The sequence below is a fragment of the Larkinella sp. genome (assembly GCF_965227735.1).
GTDB lineage: Bacteria > Bacteroidota > Bacteroidia > Cytophagales > Spirosomataceae > Larkinella.
Genome location: NZ_OZ245776.1, coordinates 4643482 through 4667524 on the forward strand (window position 1 = coordinate 4643482; position 24043 = coordinate 4667524).

Annotated in this window: 18 protein-coding genes; 12 read left to right on the forward strand and 6 right to left on the reverse strand. The window is 51.3% G+C overall.

Features of this window, described 5'->3' with window-relative positions; genetic code table 11:
- Positions 1–2: 2 nt before the first annotated feature.
- Entirely contained in the window at positions 3–611 is a 609-nt protein-coding gene (locus ACO064_RS18210) for a CbrC family protein (RefSeq protein WP_421828659.1), read from the reverse strand.
- A gap of 331 nt (positions 612–942) precedes the next feature.
- On the opposite strand from ACO064_RS18210, the gene ACO064_RS18215 reads away from it, so the two are divergent.
- Positions 943–1776 carry a class I SAM-dependent methyltransferase gene (locus ACO064_RS18215; RefSeq protein ID WP_421828660.1) on the forward strand — a complete coding sequence of 278 codons (834 nt, stop codon included), beginning with the start codon at positions 943–945 and terminating at the stop codon, positions 1774–1776.
- Between the two features lie 298 nt (positions 1777–2074).
- On the opposite strand, the gene ACO064_RS18220 is transcribed toward ACO064_RS18215, so the two are convergent.
- The 3 genes from ACO064_RS18220 to uvrA form a co-directional block, all read right to left on the reverse strand.
- A complete protein-coding gene (locus ACO064_RS18220) occupies positions 2075–2800 on the reverse strand; it encodes a YoaK family protein (RefSeq protein WP_421828661.1) in 726 nt (241 codons plus the stop codon).
- On the reverse strand, positions 2793–3326 hold the full coding sequence (locus ACO064_RS18225) for a GrpB family protein (RefSeq protein ID WP_421828662.1): 534 nt from the start codon (positions 3324–3326) through the stop codon (positions 2793–2795). The genes ACO064_RS18220 and ACO064_RS18225 overlap by 8 nt, the downstream gene beginning before the upstream one ends.
- A gap of 211 nt (positions 3327–3537) precedes the next feature.
- A complete protein-coding gene (gene uvrA / locus ACO064_RS18230; RefSeq protein ID WP_421828663.1) occupies positions 3538–6417 on the reverse strand; it encodes an excinuclease ABC subunit UvrA in 2880 nt (959 codons plus the stop codon).
- Between the two features lie 168 nt (positions 6418–6585).
- Here uvrA and ACO064_RS18235 point away from each other — a divergent pair, with 168 nt between their 5' ends.
- From ACO064_RS18235 to ACO064_RS18275, 9 genes are all read left to right on the forward strand, one after another.
- Positions 6586–7215 (forward strand): MgtC/SapB family protein, encoded by a 630-nt coding sequence (locus ACO064_RS18235; protein ID WP_421828664.1) that lies wholly within the window; start codon positions 6586–6588, stop codon positions 7213–7215.
- Between the two features lie 78 nt (positions 7216–7293).
- Positions 7294–7935, forward strand: coding sequence for a hypothetical protein (locus ACO064_RS18240; RefSeq protein ID WP_421828665.1), 642 nt, complete (start codon positions 7294–7296; stop codon positions 7933–7935).
- 163 nt (positions 7936–8098) lie between these two features.
- On the forward strand, positions 8099–8689 hold the full coding sequence (locus ACO064_RS18245) for an RNA polymerase sigma factor (RefSeq protein ID WP_421828666.1): 591 nt from the start codon (positions 8099–8101) through the stop codon (positions 8687–8689).
- Positions 8690–9007: 318 nt separating this feature from the next.
- Complete coding sequence (locus tag ACO064_RS18250) at positions 9008–10150, forward strand: FecR family protein (RefSeq protein ID WP_421828667.1); 1143 nt, start codon at positions 9008–9010, stop codon at positions 10148–10150.
- A gap of 360 nt (positions 10151–10510) precedes the next feature.
- On the forward strand, positions 10511–13870 hold the full coding sequence (locus tag ACO064_RS18255) for a TonB-dependent receptor (protein ID WP_421828668.1): 3360 nt from the start codon (positions 10511–10513) through the stop codon (positions 13868–13870).
- A gap of 24 nt (positions 13871–13894) precedes the next feature.
- On the forward strand, positions 13895–15337 hold the full coding sequence (locus ACO064_RS18260) for a RagB/SusD family nutrient uptake outer membrane protein (protein ID WP_421828669.1): 1443 nt from the start codon (positions 13895–13897) through the stop codon (positions 15335–15337).
- Positions 15338–15469: 132 nt separating this feature from the next.
- The gene (locus tag ACO064_RS18265; protein WP_421828670.1) at positions 15470–17668 is read left to right on the forward strand and encodes an FAD-dependent oxidoreductase; all 2199 of its coding nucleotides are present in this window, start codon (positions 15470–15472) and stop codon (positions 17666–17668) included.
- Positions 17669–17799: 131 nt separating this feature from the next.
- Positions 17800–19470 carry an FAD-dependent oxidoreductase gene (locus tag ACO064_RS18270; RefSeq protein ID WP_421828671.1) on the forward strand — a complete coding sequence of 557 codons (1671 nt, stop codon included), beginning with the start codon at positions 17800–17802 and terminating at the stop codon, positions 19468–19470.
- Between the two features lie 24 nt (positions 19471–19494).
- Positions 19495–20703, forward strand: a complete 1209-nt coding sequence (locus tag ACO064_RS18275; RefSeq protein WP_421828672.1) for a sialidase family protein — start codon at positions 19495–19497, stop codon at positions 20701–20703.
- Between the two features lie 54 nt (positions 20704–20757).
- Here ACO064_RS18275 and ACO064_RS18280 read toward each other — a convergent pair whose 3' ends face one another.
- Entirely contained in the window at positions 20758–21174 is a 417-nt protein-coding gene (locus ACO064_RS18280) for a helix-turn-helix domain-containing protein (RefSeq protein WP_421828673.1), read from the reverse strand.
- A gap of 202 nt (positions 21175–21376) precedes the next feature.
- Positions 21377–21844, reverse strand: coding sequence for a hypothetical protein (locus tag ACO064_RS18285; protein WP_421828674.1), 468 nt, complete (start codon positions 21842–21844; stop codon positions 21377–21379).
- A gap of 612 nt (positions 21845–22456) precedes the next feature.
- On the opposite strand from ACO064_RS18285, the gene ACO064_RS18290 reads away from it, so the two are divergent.
- A complete protein-coding gene (locus ACO064_RS18290) occupies positions 22457–23257 on the forward strand; it encodes an SMP-30/gluconolactonase/LRE family protein (RefSeq protein WP_421828675.1) in 801 nt (266 codons plus the stop codon).
- A 216-nt stretch (positions 23258–23473) separates the two neighbouring features.
- Positions 23474–24043 (forward strand): RNA polymerase sigma factor, encoded by a 570-nt coding sequence (locus tag ACO064_RS18295; protein ID WP_421828676.1) that lies wholly within the window; start codon positions 23474–23476, stop codon positions 24041–24043.

Below are 24043 nucleotides of genomic sequence, written 5' to 3' on the forward strand. Positions count from 1 at the left end.
AGTTAATCAGAGTCCCAAAGGGTGATGATCTGGCCGGAATGAAGACTTTTTAACACGTAAAAAAGCGTACTGTAATTGCTGCTGTCGGCGTAATCTCGAATGCGTTTTCGCGGCACATCTTCCCATAATTCCTCCGCATCGGTTTCTTCGGCCAGCGTGTAATAGAGTGATTTTTCGAACAAGGATTGAGCCTCAGAACCGTCGGCCAGTTGCTTATAGAGCGGTTTTGAACCATAACCGATAAACCGGGCATAGTCACCGTCGGCGCAGGGCCATTCCCAATCCTGCCAGGTAATGAGTTGCGGGGTGGTTTTCTCCAGTTCAAGCGTTTTCTGGTCGGCCAGATCGTCGATGTCAGCTTTACTCAGCGCCGGATTGGCTTCGTTGAGCTGCCGTTTTAATTCCGCCACATCGCCCTGGCAGGTATAGCTATCCCGTTCGTAAAGCCGGCCGTTCGATAAACATTCCGGGCAAACAAAAGCAAGTTCGTCTTCGCCGAAAAATCCAGCCGCGTCGAAACACGGTTTTTGCTGGTGGCACAGATCGCAGCGCGAATTTTCGTTGCTGACGCCCACAAAAAGCTCCGGTTGATCGAGGTAGGTGAAGGTCATAACAGGTTGCCCTTTTGTGATGCCAGACACTAACTTAGCGAACAAATGCCGAATTTGCCAGCGAAGGTGGTCTGCAAACGAAGTTTCGCCCGATTCAATTACGCCCGTTGGGATGCGGATTGAAGGAGTAGTGTAAGAGCCGGAAAGGGAGAAATCCGGTACTTCGCACCAGAGGTTACAGATTGAGGGGGTAGTATGTAACTCTATTTATTAAAAAAGTTACAAATTTTGCCCGGATTTTAAGTCTACCAATAAGGATAGTTCAAAACGGGGATGAAGGCAATCCCGACATTTTCCCTATATTGCAAGCTTACCAGTAGAAATCACCACGATGGGATTAAAAAGTTTGCTGCCTAATTCGCTCAAAACCTCCTTAAAAAAGGTCATTCCAATCGAAATGATCGACCGGCTGGAGTTGCTGACCGGTGAACGCGACGCGTTGACGCCACCCTCCCGCATGATCTTCATCGGCGACGGTGATTTCAAGGCTGTTGGGGTGAAGTCGGTTGATCATATCAAGGAACTGGTTGGATTACATTCAACGGATAATGTTCTGGATGTTGGCAGTGGAATTGGCCGGGTTGCCATCCCCTTAACGGACTACATCTCCGCCCCGGGCAGTTACGACGGGATCGAGATCGTTAAAAGCGGTGTGGATTGGTGTACGAAAGAAGTAACGAAGCGGTTTCCGCATTTCCGTTTTCACCACCTGAATGTCTACAACAAGATGTATAACCCACTCGGAACCATGCAGGGCCATGAACTGCGGTTTCCGTTTGAGTCGTCGACGTTCAGTCTGGTAATTCTGAATTCGGTGTTTACCCACATGCTCGAGAACGATTTCGAGCAGTATCTGGCCGAAATTTCGCGGGTCATGAAAAAAGGGGGTAGAGCCTATATAACCATGTTTTTGCTCAACAGCGAGTCGCGCAAAGCCAACGCGGAAGGGAAAAGCCTGTATGGCCGTCAGTTGACGCCGTTTACGGAACGAACCATGGTTCATATTCAGGACCTGCCCGAAAGTATGATTGCCTTTGACGAAGTGTATGCCAAAGAAGCTTTTCAGAAAGCGGGCCTGACGATTCGCACGATCAATTACGGGAGTTGGGTTGGCCGCACCGGCACCATCGACTACCAGGATCTGCTGTATGTGGTGAAGTTGTAGGAAATCTCTATCGGCTCGTCTGATCGCAAAACCTTATCACTTGGCTATCATTTTTAATGATACGCATTTCAAATCATATACTTAGGACTTGCGCTTTTTGCCCCTAAATCCCCTAAAGGACGGTCGGCCGCTGCCGGACTTTTAGCATCCGGATTAAGCTGTGTCCAAGTCCCCTTTAGGGGATTTAGGGGCAAAAAGCGAAATTACAATGAATTATCAGACGTAAGTCCTAATACCAATCTCCGTTTTTACTCATGGCGCGCTTAGTAAGCTCGCAAAAGAGGCCATGCTTTTTTCGTCAGCTACTTTTGAGTTTTCGTCTCAATTGAATGAGTCTGAATTTTATATTGTCATAAATTAAGCCTAGAACCAAGGCCACCGCAGCAAAAATTAAGGCGTGAAGTCCCACTTTTGAATATAAAATACCACCGATGATGCCGCCGATAAAAAAGAAACTGATGATGGTCAACCGAAGTTTTATTGATGATAGGAGTTTATGCTTTTGTTCCTGCTCTTTGTAAAAGAACAATTGCGATAATTCAATGCCCAGGTCGGTAAAAAGCCCCGTTAAATGGGTTGTCCTGACGCTTGAATTTGAGATAGTAGTAACCAGGGAGTTTTGTAAACCCATCGCAAAGAGCAGACTACAGGCAATGGTGTTTGGGTTTCTCATTAGTAAATCCTGTCCGAAAAAGCCAATAAAGAACAGTATTAAACATTCTATCGAAGCAGGAACTACGTAAACATAATGGTCGTCTTTTCGTGAAATAACTTCAATGAGAAAACTGGAAACAAAGGAGCCCAGGAAAAAGAAAAATATATACAGGAAATAAACAAAGCCTTGCCAAAAGTTGAGCTTAAAAACTTCTTCTACAAAAAAAGCAAAATGTCCGGTTACGTTCGTTGTCAATCTCTGAACGGCAAAAAAACCGGCTACGTTTACAACACCGGCGACAAGAGATAACAACGAAGCAATTTTTAAATTATGGCTTAACGTTCGGGTCTTCCCCTGGTGTCTAAACATGGTGCATTTTTTCTGCTTCTATAATTGAGTCGATAAAATCATTACTATAAAGTTCTTTCAATATAGCATAGGTCTTTCTATCTTGATTAGCCTTCTCGGCTAAATCGTATTTCATTTGCTGGTATTTTAACCTTGCCCATTCATTTTTCCTTAAAAAATTTCTGGATAGAATGTGTCGTTCCAGGGCTTTACTACCAACTGGGCAAACATAGAGATGGTGCTTTATTGTGTCCAATACTTTATGAGTCAAATTGCCATTTCTTTTAAACACGTCCCGGTCCTGGATTCCCTGATTGCCATTATGGTAATATCCCAATTGTTCGAGTCTTATTTTTATTTTTTCGAAATCTGAGGTGTCGGAATAGATAATATCAATGTCTATAATTGGTTTTGAATCCAAATATGGCACAGAAGTGCTTCCTACATGTTCAATACAATAGTCAATCTCGTCAAGGTAAATTTCTATCTCACGTTTTATATCCGCAAAATTATTAATCCAAGTTGAAGTATATTTTTTGAGTATCATTCTGTTGTTTTAAATATGATGTATAGCTCTGAAATATGCGAAAATTGTGCTGTATTAAATGCATATATTTGAGTTGTTGTCGACATGCAGATTGTTTTATGAGTTTGATTTTAATCTTCTCTTTCTCCCAGGCTGCGGCATACAGACCGAACACAACAATAGCCGGACAATTAAGCCCGGCTATCGCAATAGAATCAATCTCCGACGACCCTTACACCTTCCCCCGCAAAAAATCCGCCGTATAATTCTCGCCCTCCGGCAGTTTCACCAGCTCTTCCGGGGTGCCGGCAAAGGTGACGTAACCGCCCGTATCCCCACCTTCGGGACCGAGGTCAATGAGGTAGTCGGCCGATTTGATGATCTCGGTATTGTGTTCGATGATGATCACACTGTCGCCCTGATCGACCAGCGCGTTGATGGCTTTCAGCAGTTTGCGGATGTCGTGGAAGTGCAAACCGGTGGTCGGTTCGTCAAAAATGAACAGGGTTCCGCCTTTGCTGGTGTTGCCTTTTCCCAGAAACGACGCCAGCTTAACGCGCTGGGCTTCACCACCCGACAGCGTATTGGATGATTGCCCGAGCGTAATATACCCCAAACCGACCTCCTGCAGGGGCAGCAGTTTTTCGACCATCTTCGGTTCGGCTTTCCGGAAATAATCAATGGCTTCATCAACGGTCATTTCCAGAATATCCGCCACGTTTTTGTCGTTGAGCGTCACTTCCAGAATTTCCTGCTTAAACCGCTTGCCGTTGCAGCCTTCGCATTTCAGGAAAATATCGGCCATAAACTGCATCTCGATCTTGACCTCACCTTCGCCCTGACACACCTCGCAGCGCCCGCCATCCACGTTGAACGAAAAGTGCGACGGTTTATAACCCCGCGCCTTCGACACGGGCTGTTCCGCCATCACCTGCCGCAGATAATCGTAGGCTTTGATGTACGTCACCGGGTTCGAGCGCGACGATTTACCAATCGGGTTCTGGTCGATCATCTCGATGGAGTTGACGCGGTCCAGACTGCCACCCAGGCTGTCGTGCTTGCCCGCTTCTTCCGAACCGTCGCCCTTCAAACGCGTCAAGGCCGGATACAACACCTTGCGAATCAGCGTCGATTTGCCCGAGCCACTCACGCCCGTCACCACGGTCAGCGTGTTCAGCGGCAGCCGCACATCCAGATCCTTCAAATTATTCTCCCGCGCGCCGTTCACCTCCAGCCAGTGCGTGGCTTTCCGCCGGAATTTCGGCACCGGCACGGTTTCTTTCCCCGTCAGAAAAGCGAGAGTGTGAGAATCTTTGCTGTTTAACGTTTCACTCTTCACTTCCTCCCAGGTGCCCTGAAACACCAGGTGACCGCCGTTGACGCCCGCATCCGGGCCGATGTCGATGAGTTGGTCGGCGGCCCGCATCACCTCTTCTTCGTGTTCGACCACAATGACGGTATTGCCCAGATCGCGGAGGGTTTCCAGCACACTTACCAGTTGCCTGGTGTCGCGCGGGTGGAGGCCAATGCTGGGTTCATCCAGAATATACATGGACCCAACCAGCGCGCTACCGAGCGAGGTCGCCAGTTTAATACGCTGATATTCACCACCGGACAGCGTGTTGGTCAGGCGGTTTAGCGTTAAATAGGTCAACCCGACGCGCTCCATGTAGTCCAGGCGGTTGCGGATTTCGGTGAGCAGCCGTTTGCCCACTTCCTGCTGGTGCGGGGGGAGTTCCAGACTCCGGAAAAAACCGGCGGCTTCGCCGATCGGCATCAGAACAATGTCGGTAATGGATTTTCCACCGGCAATTTTTACGTAGCTGGCGTCCTTCCGCAACCGCGAACCCCGGCATTCGGGGCAGGTGGTTTTTCCCCGGTAGCGCGACAGCATCACGCGGTATTGGACCTTGAACGTCTGGCTTTCGACGAAATCGAAAAACGCGTTCAGGCCCTGAAAGTATTTGTTGCCCGTCCAGAGCACTTCCTTCTGTTCCGGGGCCAGATCTTTATACGGGCGGTGAATCGGAAAGTCGAACCGAATGCCATTTTTGAGCAGCGGTTTCAGAAATTCCTCGTTCATTTTCTCGCTCCGCCAGGGTGCCAGCGCGCCTTCAAAGACCGACAGATTTTTGTCGGGAATGACCAGATCCGGGTCGATGCCCAGCACTTTGCCAAAACCGTCGCACCGGCGGCAGGCACCATACGGGTTGTTGAAGGTGAACAGGTTAACGCTCGGTTCTTCAAAAACCAGCCCGTCCAGTTCAAATTTATCCGAGAAAACGCGCGACTCTTTGCCCACGACATCGACCCGGCAAACGCCCTCGCCTTCGTTGAATGCCGTCTGGATCGAGTCCGAAAACCGGTATTGACTGTCTTCATCGGGCTGCCCTTCCGCGTCGAACTGTACTGTACTCCGGTCGATCAGGATTTCGAGATCAGCACCCGGTTTCGGTTCGTCCACGGTTTTATCCAGAATTTCCTCGATAAACAGCACTTCGCCATCGGCCACAATCCGGGTGTAGCCTTTCTGGAGCAACACTTTCAGCTCGTCGGCCAGCGTCCGGTCGGGGCGGATGTGCAGCGGGGCCATAACCAGCACGCGCTGCCCCTGTTCATAGGAATACAGGTATTTGACGACGTCCGTTACCGTATCTTTGCGCACTTCCTGCCCCGAAACGGGCGAGTAGGTGATGCCCACGCGGGCAAAAAGCAATTTCAGGTAGTCGTAAATTTCGGTGGTCGTTCCAACCGTTGAGCGGGGGTTGCGGGTCGTTACCTTCTGTTCGATGGCAATGGCCGGCGACACGCCTTTGATGTAATCGACCTCGGGTTTTTCCATCCGGCCCAGAAACTGCCGGGCGTAGCTGCTCAGGCTCTCGACGTACATGCGCTGACCTTCAGCAAATAACGTATCGAATGCCAGGGACGATTTGCCGGAGCCCGAAAGACCGGTGATCACCACCAGTTTGTTGCGCGGAATGGCGACGTCGATGCTTTTCAGGTTGTGAACCCGGGCACCCTTAATGATGATATAGTGTTTGGGATCAAGATGTTCAACGTTGGGTTGCTGAAAGGAGCCGTCAGGCGGCAGACTAACCGATAAATTCATCCTATAAATTTAGCAAAACTCTATCTTTGGACTAACGGTTTTTTTGAAAGGATGGTTTCTTTTTCAATAACGATTGCACCCAACCCCCTGGAGGGGGCTAAAAATTACTGAATGCTTAAAGCCCGGCACCGGCCTTCAGGGGGGTGGGGGCACAGATAGCTAAACGACATGGATTCAATTGTTCAGGAAGACATTCTGAAACTCCTGCTGGCGATGGTGCTGGGCGGTTTGATTGGCGCGGAACGCGAATACCGCAGCAAATCGGCGGGGCTCCGGACCACGATTCTGATCTGTGTCGGATCGGCGCTGTTCACCATCGTTTCGCGCCGTTTCAGCGACGACGACCGGATTGCGGCCAACATCGTCAACGGCATCGGTTTTCTGGGGGCAGGCATCATTTTCCGCCAGGAGACCAGCGTCAAAGGCCTGACTACAGCGGCCACGATCTGGGCGGTAGCGGCCATCGGGATGGCGGTCGGGGGCGGTTTTTACGATCTTGCCGTGGGCGGTTTTATCATCATTGGGGCTACCTTGCTGGTGTTACCGGCGCTGGCGGCCCGCATTGCCCGCAACAACCAGGCCCGACAATTCCGAATTGTTACTACCTTTAAACACCAAACAATGCTGGCGTACGAAACGCTGTTTGAGGAATGTGGCCTGCATCCCCGGTTGCAGAGCCAGCAGCGCATCGGCAACGAAATTATTGGGATCTGGCGGGTTACGGGGTCCGAAAAAGCCCACGAGCGCTGCATCCAGCAGTTGCTGAATGATCCGGAAGTAAAAGAGTTTGGGTTTTGAGTGAAGGCATTACTTACTAAAAACCACTATTTTTTCGTTTATAATTCAAGTGTCCATTTTTGTTCATTAATCAACTCTATGAACCTCATACAGAAAGGCTTATTGGCAATTATGCTGATAAGCAGCAGTGCAGCCTTCGGGCAAATTACCGAAGATCCCGAAGAACGACGTGAAGAAGGGAGAGATCCGTTGAAAACCAAAACGCCGGAAGGAGATCCGCTACCTTTTTCGCAGCGGTTGCGGTTTGGGGGCGGCATTAGCAACGTTTCCATTGGGAATCCCTTCAGCATTGGGGTCTCTCCTGTCATCGCCTACCAGGCTTCCGAGCGGGCCATTCTGGGCGTCGGCATCAATTATGTCTATTACCGGGCCAAATTATACTACCAGGGTGGAGCCACCGAAATCTACCGGGCCAATCAGTACGGCGGGCGGGTGTTCGGGATGTATGAGATCGTTCCCAATATTGTGAAAAACCTCTACGTTCACGGGGAATTCGAAAATACGAATGTTGGCTACACGAACTACAACATCATCCCCTACGAAACGCAGCGACGCTGGGTGAGTGCCGGGTTGGTCGGGTTGACGTATTCACAACCCATTAGCCGACGGTTTGGTGTGAATTTAACGGCTCTATACAACCTGAGTTACAACGCCGATCCGACGTTTTCGTCGTTTGTTTACGGCGGCAGCCCGTGGGTGATTCGGGTGTCGTTTTTTTAATGGAGAGAGAAGACGAGAGCGTAGAGAATAAAGACAATCGCAGGAAAGGTTTTTCTTTATTCTCTACGCTCTCGTCTTTTCTCTCCTTTTTAGCATTAATGCCATTAGAATTATAAAAATTTCTACTTAATTCGGGTGGATTTTTCAAAACCGGATTAAGACCTTGACCACCGAACGGCAACCCGACCCAATTCTCTGGAACGCCCTGAAACAAGGCGACCGGCGGGCTTTTGCCGAACTCTACGAGCGGTATTACCGCATTCTATACAACTACGGATACAAACTACTGCCCGACGCGGCTCTGGTGGAAGATGCCATTCAGGATTTGTTCGTGGATCTCTGGCGGATTCAGCAGAATCTGGCCGAAGCCGACTCGGTCAAGTTCTATTTGTTTCGCTCCCTGCGTCGAAAAATTCACCGCTTGAGTGAGAAAGAAAACCGGTTTTTGTCCGTCGATCCGACGGCTTTCCCGTTTCAGACTGACACCACGCCCGAGCACTCCTTTTCCGACGGAGAGCAGGAGCAGCAATTGACCCGTCAACTGGCTCATGCCTTGAAGCAACTGCCTGATCGTCAGTTGGAAGTGGTTACGCTGCGGTTTTACGAAAACTTTAAAACCAGCGAGATTGCGGCCATTATGGGCATCACAGACAAGTCCGTCCGGAACACGCTGCACAAAGCCATGACCCACCTCCGCGAAAATACCCGTTATCTGGCTCCGTTTCTGGGGCTGTTGCTTCTTCTTTTGTCATAACATCACACCGTACCATTTAATCTCTATAGGATTTTTTCCAGCCCACGGTTTTAACCGTGGGTCAGGTTGGAATAATTCCGAACGCCATACCAACCGTTTTAACGGTTTCTGGCACAAAACCGTTAAAACGGTTCATCATTTCGTTCAAATTTGGTCGCTGATCCCACGATTCAAATCGTGGGCTACGGGCGTCGGCCATAATGCAGCCCGTAAATCCAGCGTCAAATAAAAAAATGAGAAAAGGAGGGGACACTTCGCCGTTTCCCGGCTCTTGGTAGAAGAGAGCGGAATATTCATCTATTTTATTGCCCGGATGCAATGAATGCCTATACGGATTATACCACTGAAGACTTTGCCGAAGATGATTTCTTCCGGCGTTGGGTGCTGGCACCCGATGCCGAAACTGATTCGTTCTGGCAGGATTTTCTGGCTGAGCATCCGGAAAAAAACACGGTTATTCTGACGGCCCGTTCGCTCTTGCAAGCCATCGTGCAAGTGCAGACCATGCCCACGGAAACGCAAGGTCAACGGATGTGGGCCGCCATCGAGCACCGCACCGCCGGGCTTCCGGGGCTGGAGGAACAGCCGGATGCTGACGATGAAAACCGTTGGGTATGGCCCAAAATCAGACGCCCGGACTGGTTGCAGTTGGCGGCTGCCGTAACATTGCTGGTGGGAATTGGCTGGTGGTATATGCTGCGGTCCAAACTGGCGGAACAGCCGGGAACCTATTCCGAACTGGTGGCTCAGTCGACGATTGATCTGGTCGAAAAAATAAACAACACCCCGCAGCCGCTGACCGTCCGGTTTGAAGAAGGCAGCACGGTGGTTTTGCAACCCGGCAGCCGGGTGAGTTACACGGCCACGTTTACGGGCGAAAAACGGGAAGTATATTTGTCGGGCGAAGGTTTTTTTGAGGTCTCCAAAAATCCTGAGAAACCCTTCATGGTGTATGCCAATGGGTTGGTTACCAAAGTGCTCGGAACCAGTTTTATGGTCCGGGCGCTGGAAGAAGCCAGGGGCGTAACGGTCATTGTGCGAACCGGAAAAGTAGCGGTTTTTTCGATCAAATCGCTTGATCGAAACCAGCCCGAAACCGGGCAACCGGCGGGAGCGCTCTTGCTAACCCCCAACCAGCAGGCCTTTTTTGATACCGACAGCGACCGGCTGACCCGCAAACTCGTGGAGGCTCCGGTTCTGATCAAAACCCCCGAAAACAACCAGAACTTTGTTTTTGAAGATACGCCGGTTGCGGACGTGTTCAGAACGCTGGAAACTTCGTATGGCGTGTCGATTGTCTACGATGCGAAGACGCTGAAAAGCTGTAACCTGACCGCTCCGCTGGGCGATGAGCCCCTGTTCCGAAAACTCGACATCATCTGCCAAACCATCGACGCCACCTACGAAGTCTGGGATGCGAAAATTGTAGTAACCGGAAAAGGCTGCCAGCCAACGGAATAAGGCTTAGGTGTAAGGTAATCTTTTGATTTATAAATAATTATGATTAAAATAATTCATAATTCATAATTCATAATTCATAATTCATAATTCATAATTCATAATTCCATTTCCTAAACCCTGATTGCATGACGAAACGCCAACCAGTCTACTAAAAAAGCCGGAACAGAACCGTACTGTTGCGACCAGTACGGCTCCATCACCCCGGCGACTCAGTGCCCTCCCTTGCTTTACCGGTATTGCGACTACCCTGAAAAACGGGGACGGGGATTGTTTTTGCCTCCACTTCTGATTTTGTCGAACAAAAACACTGCTAAAAGTATGAAAAAACTGCGGGATTATTCCCCAACTCTTTGCCAGATTATGAAGATTACTTGCGTACAGTTGGTGCTGGCCGTAGTCTTTGCCGGGCTGACCCTGGCCCGAAATGGAATGGCGCAGGAGCTGCTCAATCGATCGATCTCTGTTCAATTGGAAAACAAGGACTTACGGACCATTCTGAACCGGTTGGAGAAAGCCGCGAACGTGAAATTTACGTACGTTCCGCAACTCATTTCGGTCGGCAATAAAGTGACACTCCGGGCCGAAAACGACCGGCTGGAAGTGGTGCTGAACCGCCTGCTGAAACCGCTGAACATCACCTACCAGGTTTCGGGAAACTACATTGTACTGAAAAAAGAACCGACCAGCGCGGTTTTGCCCGAAGAAACTTCGCTGGAAGCGCCCATGCTACTGGCTGAGATACCGATTACGGGCATGGTTACAGACGAAAAAGGCGAAGGACTTCCGGGCGTCAGCGTGTTGCTGAAAGGAACCCAGCGCGGCACGTCGACCAACAACAAAGGCGAATTCCGGCTGGCGGTGCCGGATAATTCGGCGGTTCTGGTCTTCAGTTTTGTGGGTTACCGAAACCAGGAGATTACGGTCGGTTCACAAACGACATGGACAGTTCGGCTGGAAGCGGACGAAAAATCACTCAACGAAGTCGTGGTGGTTGGCTACGGTGCCGTGAAGAAACGCGATTTGACGGGAGCGGTGTCATCCATCAGTACGACGGAAGTAAAATCACAGCCCATTTCGGCCCTCGATCAGGCGTTGCAGGGCCGCGCTGCCGGGGTGCAGGTCACCCAGTCGTCGAACTCGCCGGGCGGGGGCGTCACCATCCGCGTGCGCGGAGGAAACTCAATTTCGGCCAACAACGAACCGCTGTATGTCATCGACGGTTTTCCGGTTTCGAGTTCCACTTCGTTTCCCGGCGGTCCGAGTAATACCGGAACGAACCAGAACGTGCTGGCGACGATCAACCCCAACGATATTGAATCCATCGAAATCCTGAAAGACGCTTCGGCCACGGCCATTTACGGTTCGCGGGGCGCGAATGGCGTGGTGCTGATTACGACGCGACGCGGAAAAGAAGGGCAATCGAAGATCGACTTCGAAGCGTATTACGGCGTTCAGCAAATCACGAAAATGATGGACATGGGAACGGCGGCAGAACATACGGAACTGAAAAATGAGCAGTTGCGAAACCTGGGCTTTGCCGAACGCTACGGCTATACGACACAGTACCCGAAAAAACCGGCCGAATACGGCGTCGGCACCAACTGGCAGAAAGAAATCTACCGCCCGGCTGCGGTGCAGAACTACCAGCTTTCGTTTTCGGGTGGAAATGACAAGCTGCGCTACTTTGTCAATGGCAACTATTTTGGCCAGGACGGTATTGTGATCAACTCCGATTTCAAGCGGTATTCGTCCCGGATCAACCTGGATGCCCGCATCAGTTCCCGGCTGAAAATTGGTTCCACCTTTACCATCAGCCGGAGCCTGACCAACGCCATCAACGAACAGGGGACCAACGCACCGGTGGGGGCCGCGCTCGTGTTTTCACCGGCGAATCCCATTTTCGACGCGACTGGCAATTACCAGTTGCTGAACGTGGGACCAAGCTCCGGTTTTAGTGCGTACCCGAATCCGGTGGCGCTGGCGAAAACTTCGACCAATCTGCTGACCAGCGACCGCGTGCTGGGCAACCTGTTCGGCGAACTGCTCCTGGCACCGGGCCTGACCGCCCGCGTCAGCGTTGGGGCCGACATTCTGAATGCCCGGCGGGATGTCTTTTATTCACCCCAAACCGTGATGGCGAACACGCTGAATGGCTACGGAAGCAACGCTACCAGCACCAATACCAACCTGCTGAACGAGAATACGTTATCGTATAACCGCACGATCAATGCGTTGCACAGCTTCGACTTGCTGGCCGGGTTAACTTTCCAGTCGGCTAAGGGTGTTAGTACCTACCAGGAAGCGCAGGATTTTCCGAATTATGCACTGGGTGCCAACAACCTGGGGTTAGCCAATAACCCGCGTCCGCCTGTTGGATCGGCTAGCCGCTGGGGACTGAACTCGTACCTGGCGCGCGCCAACTACCGGTTTAAAGACCGATACCTGCTGACGTTTACGGGTCGGGTAGATGGTTCCTCACGGTTTGGAGCCAATCACAAATACGGTTTCTTTCCGTCGGGAGCGTTTGCCTGGCGGGTTTCGGACGAGCCATTCCTGAAAGATGTGAAGGCGTTTTCTGACCTGAAGTTCCGGCTGAGTTATGGCATTACGGGCAACGACGGCATCGGGTTATACAATTCCCTCTCGCAGTATGCGACCGAACGCACGGTTCTCAACAACACGGAAGTGCTAATGACGCGGGCCGACCGGATTGCCAACCCGGATTTGCGCTGGGAGAAAACCGCCCAGTTTGACGCCGGATTCGATGTCAGTCTGCTCAATAACCGCTTGCAGTTGACGGCCGATTATTACATCAAAACTACCACTGATCTGTTGCTGAGCGTTGAACTGCCGGCAACGACCGGTTTTACGACGGTTACGCGGAACGTGGGAAGTCTCGAAAACCGGGGCTTCGAACTGGCGATCAACACCATCAACATTGATGGGAAATTGCAGTGGACCACCAGCGGCAATGTGGCCTTTAACCGCAACAAAGTGTTGAAACTGGCCGATGCCGAACAGTTTTTTTCCGGGGCCACCATTGTAAAAGTCGGCGAGTCCATTGGGTCATTTTACACTACAGTGTTCGACGGAATCTGGCAGAATGCCGAGGAGATCAAACAGGCCGGACTTCGGGCCAGAACCAGTGATTTACCCGGTGCGCCCCGTTTCAAAGACGTAAACGGCGATGGAGTTTTCAACGAGAGTACCGACCGCGCCATCATAGGCAACGGTTTGCCCAAATTGATTTACGGTCTAACCAACAACCTGTCGTTCAAAGGTTTTGACCTGCTGGTCTTTTTCCAGGGTGTTTACGGCAATAAGTTGTATAACGCCACCCGGCAAACCATCGAATCGACCGATCCGGCGCAGAATCAGCTTCGCACCGTGATTGAAGGTTCGTGGCGTCCCGACCGGCCCTCCAACCGGATTCCGGCCATGCGCCAGTGGTCGAAAGGAACCACCTCGGACTTCATTGAAGACGGCTCGTTCCTGCGGCTTAAAAACGTTTCGCTGGGGTATCAACTGCCCGTGCTGCCCACCTTCATCAAACGGGCCAGAGTTTACGTGAGCGGCCAGAATCTGTTGACCTTCACGAAATACCTCGGCTACGATCCGGAAGTCAATTCTGACGGCAACAGCAACACGCTCTACGGTTTCGACCGCTTTGCGTATCCGGCCGCGCGAACCATCACGGTTGGTGCAAACCTCACTTTCTAAACGGTTTAATCTGTTCGTAAAGCTATGAAAACAAGACTTTTATCCCTTCTTTCGTTCAGTTTGCTCCTGTTGGTCGGCTGCGAAAATAACCTGGAAGAAAAGCCGCTGAGCTTTTTTGAAGAATCCAATTCGTTCAATACCGATAAAGACGCAACAGCCGCGATCAACGGGGTTTATCATGCCCTGCGCAGCGGCAATTATTACGGCATGAACATCATCACGTTGTCCGATGTCAGTGGTGAAGAATGCTTCATTCGGGCCGACGGCGGCAGTGCCGAAGGCATCGAAATCGACCAGTGCCGGTATACCTCCGCCAACTCCAATTTCGACAATTTTTACACAGCGGTTTACCAACTGATCAACCGGGCCAACCGGGTGATCGACAAGGTGCCGGGTATTACGATGGACACGAAGCTGCGCGATCAGATTGTGGGCGAAGCCAAGTTTCTGCGCGCTTTGGCCTATTTCGACCTGGTTCGGGCCTTCGGCGATGTGCCGCTGGTCACGACGGTTTCCAATGATGTGGTCAATGTCAAAATTCCGCGCGATCCGGTCGATAAAATCTACCAGCAGATTACGCAGGATTTGCTGGATGCCGAAAAAGTGGTGCCGGTTAAATACACCGTCGTGAGCGAAATTGGCCGGGCCACGTCCGGAGCCGTGAAGTCGATTCTGGCCAAAGTCTATCTCACCCGAAAAGACTGGACCAATGCCGCGGCCAAAGCCAAAGAAGTGATAGACTCGAAAGCCTACACGCTGTTTCCGGATTACAAAAACATCTTTCTGCCCGAAAACAAAAACGGACCCGAGCATATTTTCTCGGTTCAGTTCAGTTGCGTTCAGCAAATCTACGGCAGTGCCTTTGCCAAAAACTTTTCGATCCATTTCACCTATCCGACCGATCTGGGTGGCGGATCGTATCAGGCAACCGACGCCCACGAAGCCTCGTATCTGCCGGGCGATTACCGCAAGCAGGTGACCATTATTCGTGAAAAGAAACTCGCTAACGGAACCGTGGTGCAATCCCGGACGGGCGCATTCGCCGATAAATACTGGGATTGGACGCCCTGTGGCAATAGCCAGGCGCGCAACAACTTCATGGTGATTCGCTATGCGGATGTGCTGCTGATGTATGCCGAAGCCCTGAACGAACTTAACGGCCCGACTGCCGACGCTTTTGCCGCCATCAACCAGGTTCGGGCGCGCGCCCGGAACGGTGTTGCAACGGCTGTCCCCCGGGACCTGGCCGGTCTGACCAAAGAACAGTTTCGGGACGTGGTTTTGCAGGAACGGAGCTGGGAGCTTTGCTTCGAAGGCCACCGTCGGTGGGATTTGCTCCGCACCGGCAAGTACCTGGACGTAATCCGAAAATCCGGTATTCAGGCCGAGGAAAAGCATTTGCTGTATCCCATTCCACAAAACGAGATCGACGTCAATCCGGCCCTCGTTCAAAATCCGGGGTATTGAGGAATTGCTGGTCCAGACCGGGCGGCCGACGCCGTTGAAATCTGGACTCTCTCTGTCGCGAATTTGCAATTCGCACTCTTCGCACTTCGCGAAGGACCATAAACGCAGTTTTACCCTTTATTCCGTCTTGAAATGAATAAAACCCTATATTCTTACCGGCAAATTAGATTCCGGCTGCTCGGGTTTCTGAGCCTCACCGGAGTCATCATCGTACTGACCAGCAGCACCATCCCGTCCACCGTAGCTCCACCCGTTGAATCCTACGATGTGGTGGTCGTGGGCGGTAGTTCGGGCGGGATTGGGGCTGCCATCGGTGCCGCCCGATCCGGCGTTTCGGTCGTACTGATTGAGGATACACCCGTGTTGGGCGGGATGATCAGCAACGGGATTTCCAACGCCGATTGCTTCTCTTACGAATCGCTCAGCGGGGTTTTTGACGAGTTTCGTTACGCGGTGAAAGCTCATTATCTGGCCGATAAAGCCGAAATGGAAACGCCACTTTTCAAAGCCCGGAAAAAGTCGAATCACATCGACGGGCGGGCGGTGCAGTCGAACGAAGCCGCAGCCGGTGGGCGCTGGGAGCCGCACGTGGCCGATGAAATCTTCAAAAAAATGGCCGCCAGCTATCCGAATTTAAAGATTTACTACCGCCGGTTTGCCACGGGCGTTCTGAAAGAGCAAAACCGGGTGACGGGCGTGACGACCGATACGGACGACAAGCAGCCCATTACGTTTCTCGGAAAAACGATCATCGACGCGACGCACGAAGCCGATATTGCCGCCTGGGCGGGCGTTCCCTACCGCGTGGGCCGCGAACCGCGTTCTCCGCTGGAACCGCACGCGGGCGAGATTTACTACTTCAACGACTCGGGCGAAATACTGCCGGGAACCACGGGCCGTCAGGATGCGGGCATTGTGTCGTCGGGCGTGCGGTTTTGCGTCAAATTCTTCAAACCGGAGGAGGGAACCGCTCATTTACTGAACACGCCCCCGCCGGGCTACGATCCGGCCAAGTATGAACATTCGCATTACGGAAGCGGCAAAAATCCGTCGGTGCCGAAGCAGAAGTCGGAAATGAACGTCAACCCGATTGGCAACGAGCTTCAGGAAGCCAACTGGCCCTGGCCGGACGCCAACCGGACGGAACGCCAGCGGCTGTACGAAGTGTATAAAAATCACGCATTGGGATTTCTGTATTACCTGCAAACCGTGCGTGGCGAAAAACACCTCGGGCTGGCCCCCGATGAATTCAGGGACAACGGCAATGTTCCTTACCGGGTTTTTATCCGGGAAGCCCGGCGCATCGAAGGCGAGGTCACGATGACCGAAGCCGACATCAACCCGTTTATTCTCGGCAATTCCTTTGTTCCGCCGTTTCAGCCCACGAGCATCGCGATTGGTCATTACCCGATGGATTCCAAACCGGTACATCCCAAAACCGATGTTTCGAGACCGGACAAAGGCGAAGGTGATTTCTTTCTGGCCAATGCCATGACGGCTTTTCAGGTTCCGTACGGTTCCATCGTTCCCAAAAACATCGACGGTTTGCTGGTTCCGGTGGCCCTTTCGGCGACGCACGTGGCTTTCTCGTCCATTCGGATGGACCCCACCTGGGTGGTTTTGGGTCAGGCTGCCGGGGTGGCTGCCAGCATCAGTGCGCGAACGGGTGTTCCGGTACGTCAGGTTAATGTGACACATATTCAGGAAGAATTGCTGAAACAGAAATGCAAGCTGGTGTTCTACTGGGATGTGCAGAGCGATCATCCGCATTTCGACGTCATTCAGAAAGCGAGTCTGAAAGGTTGGATTTCGGGGAGCGACACCCGCGATTTTCGCCCCGATTCCCTGCTAACCCGCGCCGAAGCGGCCGCCCTGCTAACCCGCGCGCTCCAACTCTGGCCCAGTGTGAGTAATTCCCATTTTACCGATGTACCGTTCAGTCACCCGGCTTTTCGCGATGTGGAGACGTTGTTCGATCGGGGGGCGCTCAAGGTGTTGGGCGTCGAACCGCGCTGGCCCCAGGCGGGTGGGTATAATGCGCAGAAACACATGGGATTTGGTCAGCGCAGCAACTTCGGTGCATTCCGGCCCAACGCGCCCATTTCGGCGACGGAGTTCCAGCAATTGATTCAGGTGCTGAAAGCCGGAAACCCGACGGTTTTGCCGTCGGGCGAGCTGGTGGCATCAGCTTCAAACGCGCTGCCTCCTGCGCCGGAGAGCCTGACCCGGGCCTCGGCCGTGAACTATGTCGATCAGATTTTGAACCCGAAACCCAAAATGGAAACACCAGCACCGACTTCGATTAACAAGCCGAAAGGCAAACGGAAATAAGTTCAGAGACCTTCCTACACCTGTCAGGTTTTAAAACCTGACAGGTGTAGGAAGGTCTCTGAACTTATAGATTTCTAAACACTGTATTTCAAACCGATTTACTACTTAATAGAATGATAAAGCAATTGTCTATGAGGTACTTAGCGCTTCTTTTTGTACTAATCGCTCCTTTTTTAAGCCAATGCCAGAACGCTTCGGATGCGCCGTATGACGTGGTGGTTTATGGCGGTACACCCGGCGGCATCATCGCGGCCGTTTCCGCAGCCCGGGAAGGGGCAAAGGTGTTGCTGATCGAGCAGACTAAACACGTGGGCGGACTGAGTACGAGCGGAATTGGAACCGCCGAAACCGAGCACATGATTGAAGAAACGTTCTCGGGGCTGGCATTGGAATTCTACCAGCGGTTGGGCCGGTATTACCTGAAAACCCTGCCGAAACCGGAAGAATATCCATCGCCGTTTCGGCCAACGAGCAAAATTTACGGTGAAAACCGCCCGGTGGCCTTTTTCGAATCGAAACAAGCCGAAAAAACGTATCTGGACATGCTGAAGGAAGCGAAGGTGGAAGTCTGGTACGAGCGGTTTGTGTCGGAAGTGACCAAAAATGGCCCGGCGATTCAGTCGATCAAATTGGACGATGGCCGGACCGTGGCCGGAAAAGCGTTCATTGATGCTTCGTACGAAGGAGACTTGATGGCAAAATCCGGAGTGTCCTACACCTATGGGCGCGAAAGCAAGGATCAGTATGGCGAGTCGCTGGCCGGGGTGCGGTTTATCGACGAACCGATCGACGCGTCGCCGTATGACGACAACGGCAAGTTGCTGCCCGGTTTTGTCGAACGCAGTACGCTGACGGAAGGTCAGGCCGACAAACGGGTGATCAACTATAATTTCCGGCTAAATTTTACGAAAAAGCCGGATCGGACGCCCTTCGCCAAACCGGTCAATTACAGGCCTGATCGCTATATTTTGCTGACACGCTTACTCAAAAACAAGCCTGAAACCAAATTGGAAGACATTATCGACCTGTATAAATGGCGGAGCTGGAGCGGAACGTTTGAGACCAATAACAAACAGAAATCCGTCATTTCGCTGGGTCACTTTGGCGGAAATGTCGACTATCCGGATGGCGATTATGCCCAGCGAAAAGTGATTTATCAGGATCACAAAGACTGGACGATGGGCCTGATGTATTACCTGGCCAACGACCCGGCGGTTCCTGCAAAACTCCGCGCCGAAACGAACGAATACGGTTTGGCGGCTGACGAATTTACCGACAACGTCAATTTTCCGTATTACCTCTACGTGCGGGAAGCCCGGCGGATGGTGGGCGCTTTTGTCCATACCCAGAAGGATATTCTGGTGGATCGCACAAAACCGGATGTGATTTGTTTGGGGTCACACTGGATTGATAGTCACCACGTTCAGCGGGTCGCCATATCGAAAACCCAGTTTGTCAACGAAGGCCGGATTTGGGAACCGATTGCAAAACCGTACCAGATTTCGTACCGGATCATTACGCCCAAAGAAGAGCAATGTACGAATCTGCTGGTGCCGGTTTGTGCCTCGACTTCACACGTCGGGTTTTGTTCCATCCGGCTGGAATGTACCTGGATGCAACTCGGCGAAAGCGCGGGTCTGGCGGCCGTAATGGCCGGTAAACAGGGGCTTCCGGTTCAGAAAATTAACGTCAAAAACTTGCAGGACGCGCTGGTCAAACGGGGCATGATCATTAATCTGGACCACCAGGTTTGGGACGGGATGCGCGACATTCCGAAAACCACCCAATTGTTGAGTAAATAACAGGCGGTTTTTTCTTCCTGTCATATGACTACCAGCAGGATCAAACCCCTCCTTTTATACGCTATTCTTTTCCTTTCGTGGCCCGGGAACGGAGTTGGGCAAACGCCCGACTTCTCCCGGGTGCCGGGAGCGATTGTTGCCCATAGTCCCGCTTCTTCCGGGCTATACATCGGTTCGCCCAGCCTGTGCGTGTTGCCCAACGGCGATTATCTGGCGTCCCACGACCTATTTGGTCCGCAATCCAACGAGTTCGTGAAACCCAATTCGCGCATTTACCGCTCGACCGACAAGGGCAAAACCTGGACGCAGATCGCGGAAATCAACGGGCAGTTCTGGTCGAAACTCTACGTTCACCGCAACGGTTTGTATTTCTTTGGCACCGACAAACACCACGGCAACACCATCATCCGGAAATCCGGCGACAACGGCGTGACCTGGACCAACCCGACCGACGGCGACAACGGCCTGTTGCTGGCGGGTGAATACCACTGCGCCCCGGTGCCGTTTATCGAGCACGACGGGCGGCTCTGGCGGGCGATGGAAGACGCCATGGGGCCGATCAAAAAGTGGGGCAAACGCTACGGTGCTTTCATGCTGTCGATGCCGCTGGAGGCCGACCCGATGAAAGCCGCCAACTGGACCAGCAGCAACGTGCTGCGGTATGATTCGACGTATCTGAACAACGGTTTCGGCGGCTGGATCGAAGGCAATGCAGTTTTGAGTCCGGATGGTGAAATGCTGGATATTCTGCGTGTCGATCACAAAGCCTCGCTCGACGAAAAGGCCGCTTTTGTCCGCATCAGCCCGGATGGCAAAACCGCCAGCTTCGATGTGACCACCGGTTTTGTGCCGTTCCCCGGCGGCAGCAAGAAGTTCACGATTCGCTACGATCCGAAATCAAAACTCTACTGGACACTGACGAATTACATTCCGCAGGAGTTCAGGCAGGCCAATGCCGGAAAAAATCCGGCCAGTTTGCGGAATACGCAGGCATTGTGCAGCTCGAAAGACTTGAAGACCTGGGAATTGCGACAAGTCGTGTTGCAGCATTCCGACGTTGCCAAACACGGTTTTCAGTACGTCGACTGGCTGTTTGAAGGGAAAAATATCATTTTGTTATCCCGGACGGCCTACGACGACGGTTTGGGCGGGGCACACAACAACCACGATGCCAACTTCCTGACGTTTCACCGAATCAAAAATTTCCGGAAAAAACCGGTGGCGAGTTTATAATGAAGATCGATCTGGCAGATTTCCCTGGTAGAACCGATCCGTACGAAGGCGGTTTTATTCTTTTTTTGCACCTGTCGATACCCATTTTCTATTCTTAAAACGCAGAAAGGTACTCTGACTGACGGGTTGCGGAAGTTGCCGGTTGAGTTCTGCCAAAGCCTGTCGCGAATCGTGAGGGTATTTGGACAGGGCTTTCTGAACGGCTTCTACATGGCGGGGATTGGCCGGGTTTAATTTGGGCTTTAATCCCCGCCCCGTCTTGTCATACAATCCGGCCATTCCCCTTTTTTTCCACCGGTTTAACCAGTTATAAATACTCCGCTGATCTACGTTAAAAATCTTGGAAAGCTCCGAAACATTCATCCCATAATAATGATAAAGAACACATTGGCATCGCTTTTCAAAGGGTTTTTCGGTGCCAACGCGCACGATTTGACGGAGTTGCTGAAGATCTTCTTTATTGATATACATAGAAACTACAGTCTAAAAATAATTCATTGAATAGTTTGATAAATCCGTGCTTTGGCCCTGAACCAGGCCGTCTTTTTCACTCAATACGGTTTGATCAAATGGGATGAAACGTAAATGCCTTTTCGGCTTTTTACGGTGTTTTTAGACAGAGAATCAGAAGAGCTAAAAAGATAAATAAGTGGTGGCTATTGAACGGTGTACATTATACGTTTATCAATTGCTGCCATTCCTGCTCCAATTGCCACAGATGGCAGCGAATGGGCGATCCGTCAAATGCTTCGACCGGTAAGTGAATACAACTGACGGGGTCGGATAGAGAGGCCGATAACAGCAAAGCCCCTCCCCGGACATACTGATTAAGCACTTCCAGCGCTGATCCCAGATCCGGTCGTGTGAAACTGATTTGTTGATAACCCCACACAGGAGACAGTAAATAGGCGCAAATGGTTGTTTCCATAATCCATTGAAGTTTGCAGCGGGTTTGAAAAGGGTATGTGCTTGCCGGGCCAGATTTTTGACCAGTGTCATACGGACGATCCCGTACTTTTTTTGCCAATCGATTGCGGGCATGGATTGCATGGAGCAGGATTACATCATGCTGTTGAGTGAATTCGTCAAAGATTTTAATATCTTTTTCATTCCAGAAAAACGGTGGAATTAATTCGAGCATACGATGGGATGGGGTTAGGCTTATTATAGCACTTCAATAAGTATATATTGGTTCAGGATTTATGCTTAGCGATAGGAGATATAGCTAAGCATAAATCCTTCTCTATGCACTAATAATTAGACATAAATATTAGAATCTCTTTGATTTAATCCATTATTTGTATTGTTATAGTTCAATATTTTATTGTTATTATTTATATATTATTGCATTTATGTTAAAATAATCATGTTTTTTTTAGAAATAATCTAGATTGATTCATAATTATTTTCAGACAAAATTATAGTAGCCAATATTCTTTGGTTATTTATATAAATTTTGAGTTGTATACAGGATCAGTTTACGGATTGAATAATAGTAGCACCGGCAAAAATCATGTAGAGGATCAGTCAACTTTATTGGACTGATTTTGCCATATCTTACTCAGTAAGATAGCTGTCTAACGATAGAATAGTCAGATCATGAAGCACTTTTGTGGTTACTGAAAATTTTGCTGTCGGGTATTTTACTGTAAACGTATCGGTAAAGGATCGGGTCGCCGACTGCTTGACCTCTAACCAGATGAGCGGTTTTCGTGTTTAGCTCCTACACCATTTCATCAACACGGCTCCTACTATGAAAAACAGGGATGTTATTGCTACCGGCCTGCAATTTCCGGAAGGTCCGGCTTTCACCTCCGACGGAACGCTCTGGTGCGTCGAACAGGAGGGAGCCAGCCTGTTCTGGCTCAAACCGGATGGAACGAGTGGTCGGGTTCACGTAGGCATTGGGAGCCGCCCGAACGGCCTGTATATCGACGACCGCGACCGGCTGTGGTTTTGCGATTCGGGGCTGCACGCCATCCGGTGCATCAATTACCCCGGTCAGGAACCCGAAACGATTGTCGATCAGATTGATGAAGAACCGCTCAACTGGCCCAATGACCTGATTTTCGACCCGGAAGGCAACTTGCTTTTCACCTGTCCCGGTTCGCCCGACGACGACGAACCGGGTTCTGTCTGCGTGTGTTCGCCCGTGGGCGAGGTGAAAAAAATCTCCGATCACCTCTTCTACCCCAATGGTTTGGCCTTTTTGCCAAATGGCCGAACCTTGCTCGTGGCCGAAACCCACCGCCAGCGCATCTGGGCCGGCCGCTGGGATGCCGTCGGTCTGAACTGGATCAATCCGACGGTTTGGGCCGAGACCGGACCCGACGGTTTTGGCCCCGACGGATTGACACTGGGGCCGGATAATCTGCTCTACGCGGCCATTTACGGCGGTAGCTGCCTGAAAATATACAAGCCCACCGGCGCTTTCGTGGATACGCTCCCGCTCCCCGGCCCCAATCCCACCAACTGCGCCTTCGATCCCACCGGGCGACTGGGGCTGGTAGTGACAGAAAGTGAAAAAGGGCAGGTGATTCGGATAGAGATGTAAAAAGTGTAAACTAAATAACGAATATTGAATAACGAACACCGAATAACGAAGCAACTTCGCCTGGCACCTACTTCGTTATTCAGTGTTTGTTATTCAGTGTTCATTATTCAATATTCGTTATTTAGTGTTCATTATTCAGTGTTCGCTATTCAACATTCGATATTATTTCCCCCTCCCATTCCAACCTTTCCCCTTCTTTTCTGCCCTTTAGGTTGAATGTTCAACCCAAGCCTGGCTCCTTTGACGCTGACGCCCGATATATCGGAAAGTGAACTCGTTGACTTCTGTCTGCGACGGGATCGGCCTGTGGAGCAGCGGATGGCGCAGCGGCTGTTGTTCGAGCGGTATAAACGGGCGATGTTTTCGGTGGCGCTGCGGATTTTGAACGATTCTGACCACGCCAACGATGCCTTGCAGGATGCGTTTGTGGAGGTGTTCCGGCATCTGGCCTCGTTCCGGTTCCAGTCGACGCTGGGAGCCTGGATCAAGACGATTGTGGTTCGGCAGGCGCTGCGAAAGCAGCAACTCGAATGGCGGTTTGAAACCCTCGACGAACAGTGTCACGATCAGCCCGTTGAGGTGCCGGACACGATCACCGGGGCGGATTTGGATGCGGCCATTCGATCCTTGCCAGACGGCGCCAGGGCGGTTTTTGTGCTGGCCGAAGTCGAAGGGTATAAGCACCAAGAAATTGCCGCGATGCTGAACATTTCGGAAGGTACCTCCAAATCGCAGGTCAGCTATGCCCGGAAATTATTACGAAAAAAGTTATCCGAATTCAGTTGA

Coding starts and splice junctions, on each gene's coding strand:
- ACO064_RS18210 (WP_421828659.1), bottom strand. CDS start 611: ATGACCTTCACCTACCTCGATCAACCGGAGCTTTTTGTGGGCGTCAGC.
- ACO064_RS18215 (WP_421828660.1), top strand. CDS start 943: ATGGGATTAAAAAGTTTGCTGCCTAATTCGCTCAAAACCTCCTTAAAA.
- ACO064_RS18220 (WP_421828661.1), bottom strand. CDS start 2,800: ATGTTTAGACACCAGGGGAAGACCCGAACGTTAAGCCATAATTTAAAA.
- ACO064_RS18225 (WP_421828662.1), bottom strand. CDS start 3,326: ATGATACTCAAAAAATATACTTCAACTTGGATTAATAATTTTGCGGAT.
- uvrA (WP_421828663.1), bottom strand. CDS start 6,417: ATGAATTTATCGGTTAGTCTGCCGCCTGACGGCTCCTTTCAGCAACCC.
- ACO064_RS18235 (WP_421828664.1), top strand. CDS start 6,586: ATGGATTCAATTGTTCAGGAAGACATTCTGAAACTCCTGCTGGCGATG.
- ACO064_RS18240 (WP_421828665.1), top strand. CDS start 7,294: ATGAACCTCATACAGAAAGGCTTATTGGCAATTATGCTGATAAGCAGC.
- ACO064_RS18250 (WP_421828667.1), top strand. CDS start 9,008: ATGAATGCCTATACGGATTATACCACTGAAGACTTTGCCGAAGATGAT.
- ACO064_RS18255 (WP_421828668.1), top strand. CDS start 10,511: ATGAAGATTACTTGCGTACAGTTGGTGCTGGCCGTAGTCTTTGCCGGG.
- ACO064_RS18260 (WP_421828669.1), top strand. CDS start 13,895: ATGAAAACAAGACTTTTATCCCTTCTTTCGTTCAGTTTGCTCCTGTTG.
- ACO064_RS18265 (WP_421828670.1), top strand. CDS start 15,470: ATGAATAAAACCCTATATTCTTACCGGCAAATTAGATTCCGGCTGCTC.
- ACO064_RS18270 (WP_421828671.1), top strand. CDS start 17,800: ATGAGGTACTTAGCGCTTCTTTTTGTACTAATCGCTCCTTTTTTAAGC.
- ACO064_RS18275 (WP_421828672.1), top strand. CDS start 19,495: ATGACTACCAGCAGGATCAAACCCCTCCTTTTATACGCTATTCTTTTC.
- ACO064_RS18280 (WP_421828673.1), bottom strand. CDS start 21,174: ATGTATATCAATAAAGAAGATCTTCAGCAACTCCGTCAAATCGTGCGC.
- ACO064_RS18285 (WP_421828674.1), bottom strand. CDS start 21,844: ATGCTCGAATTAATTCCACCGTTTTTCTGGAATGAAAAAGATATTAAA.
- ACO064_RS18290 (WP_421828675.1), top strand. CDS start 22,457: ATGAAAAACAGGGATGTTATTGCTACCGGCCTGCAATTTCCGGAAGGT.
- ACO064_RS18295 (WP_421828676.1), top strand. CDS start 23,474: ATGTTCAACCCAAGCCTGGCTCCTTTGACGCTGACGCCCGATATATCG.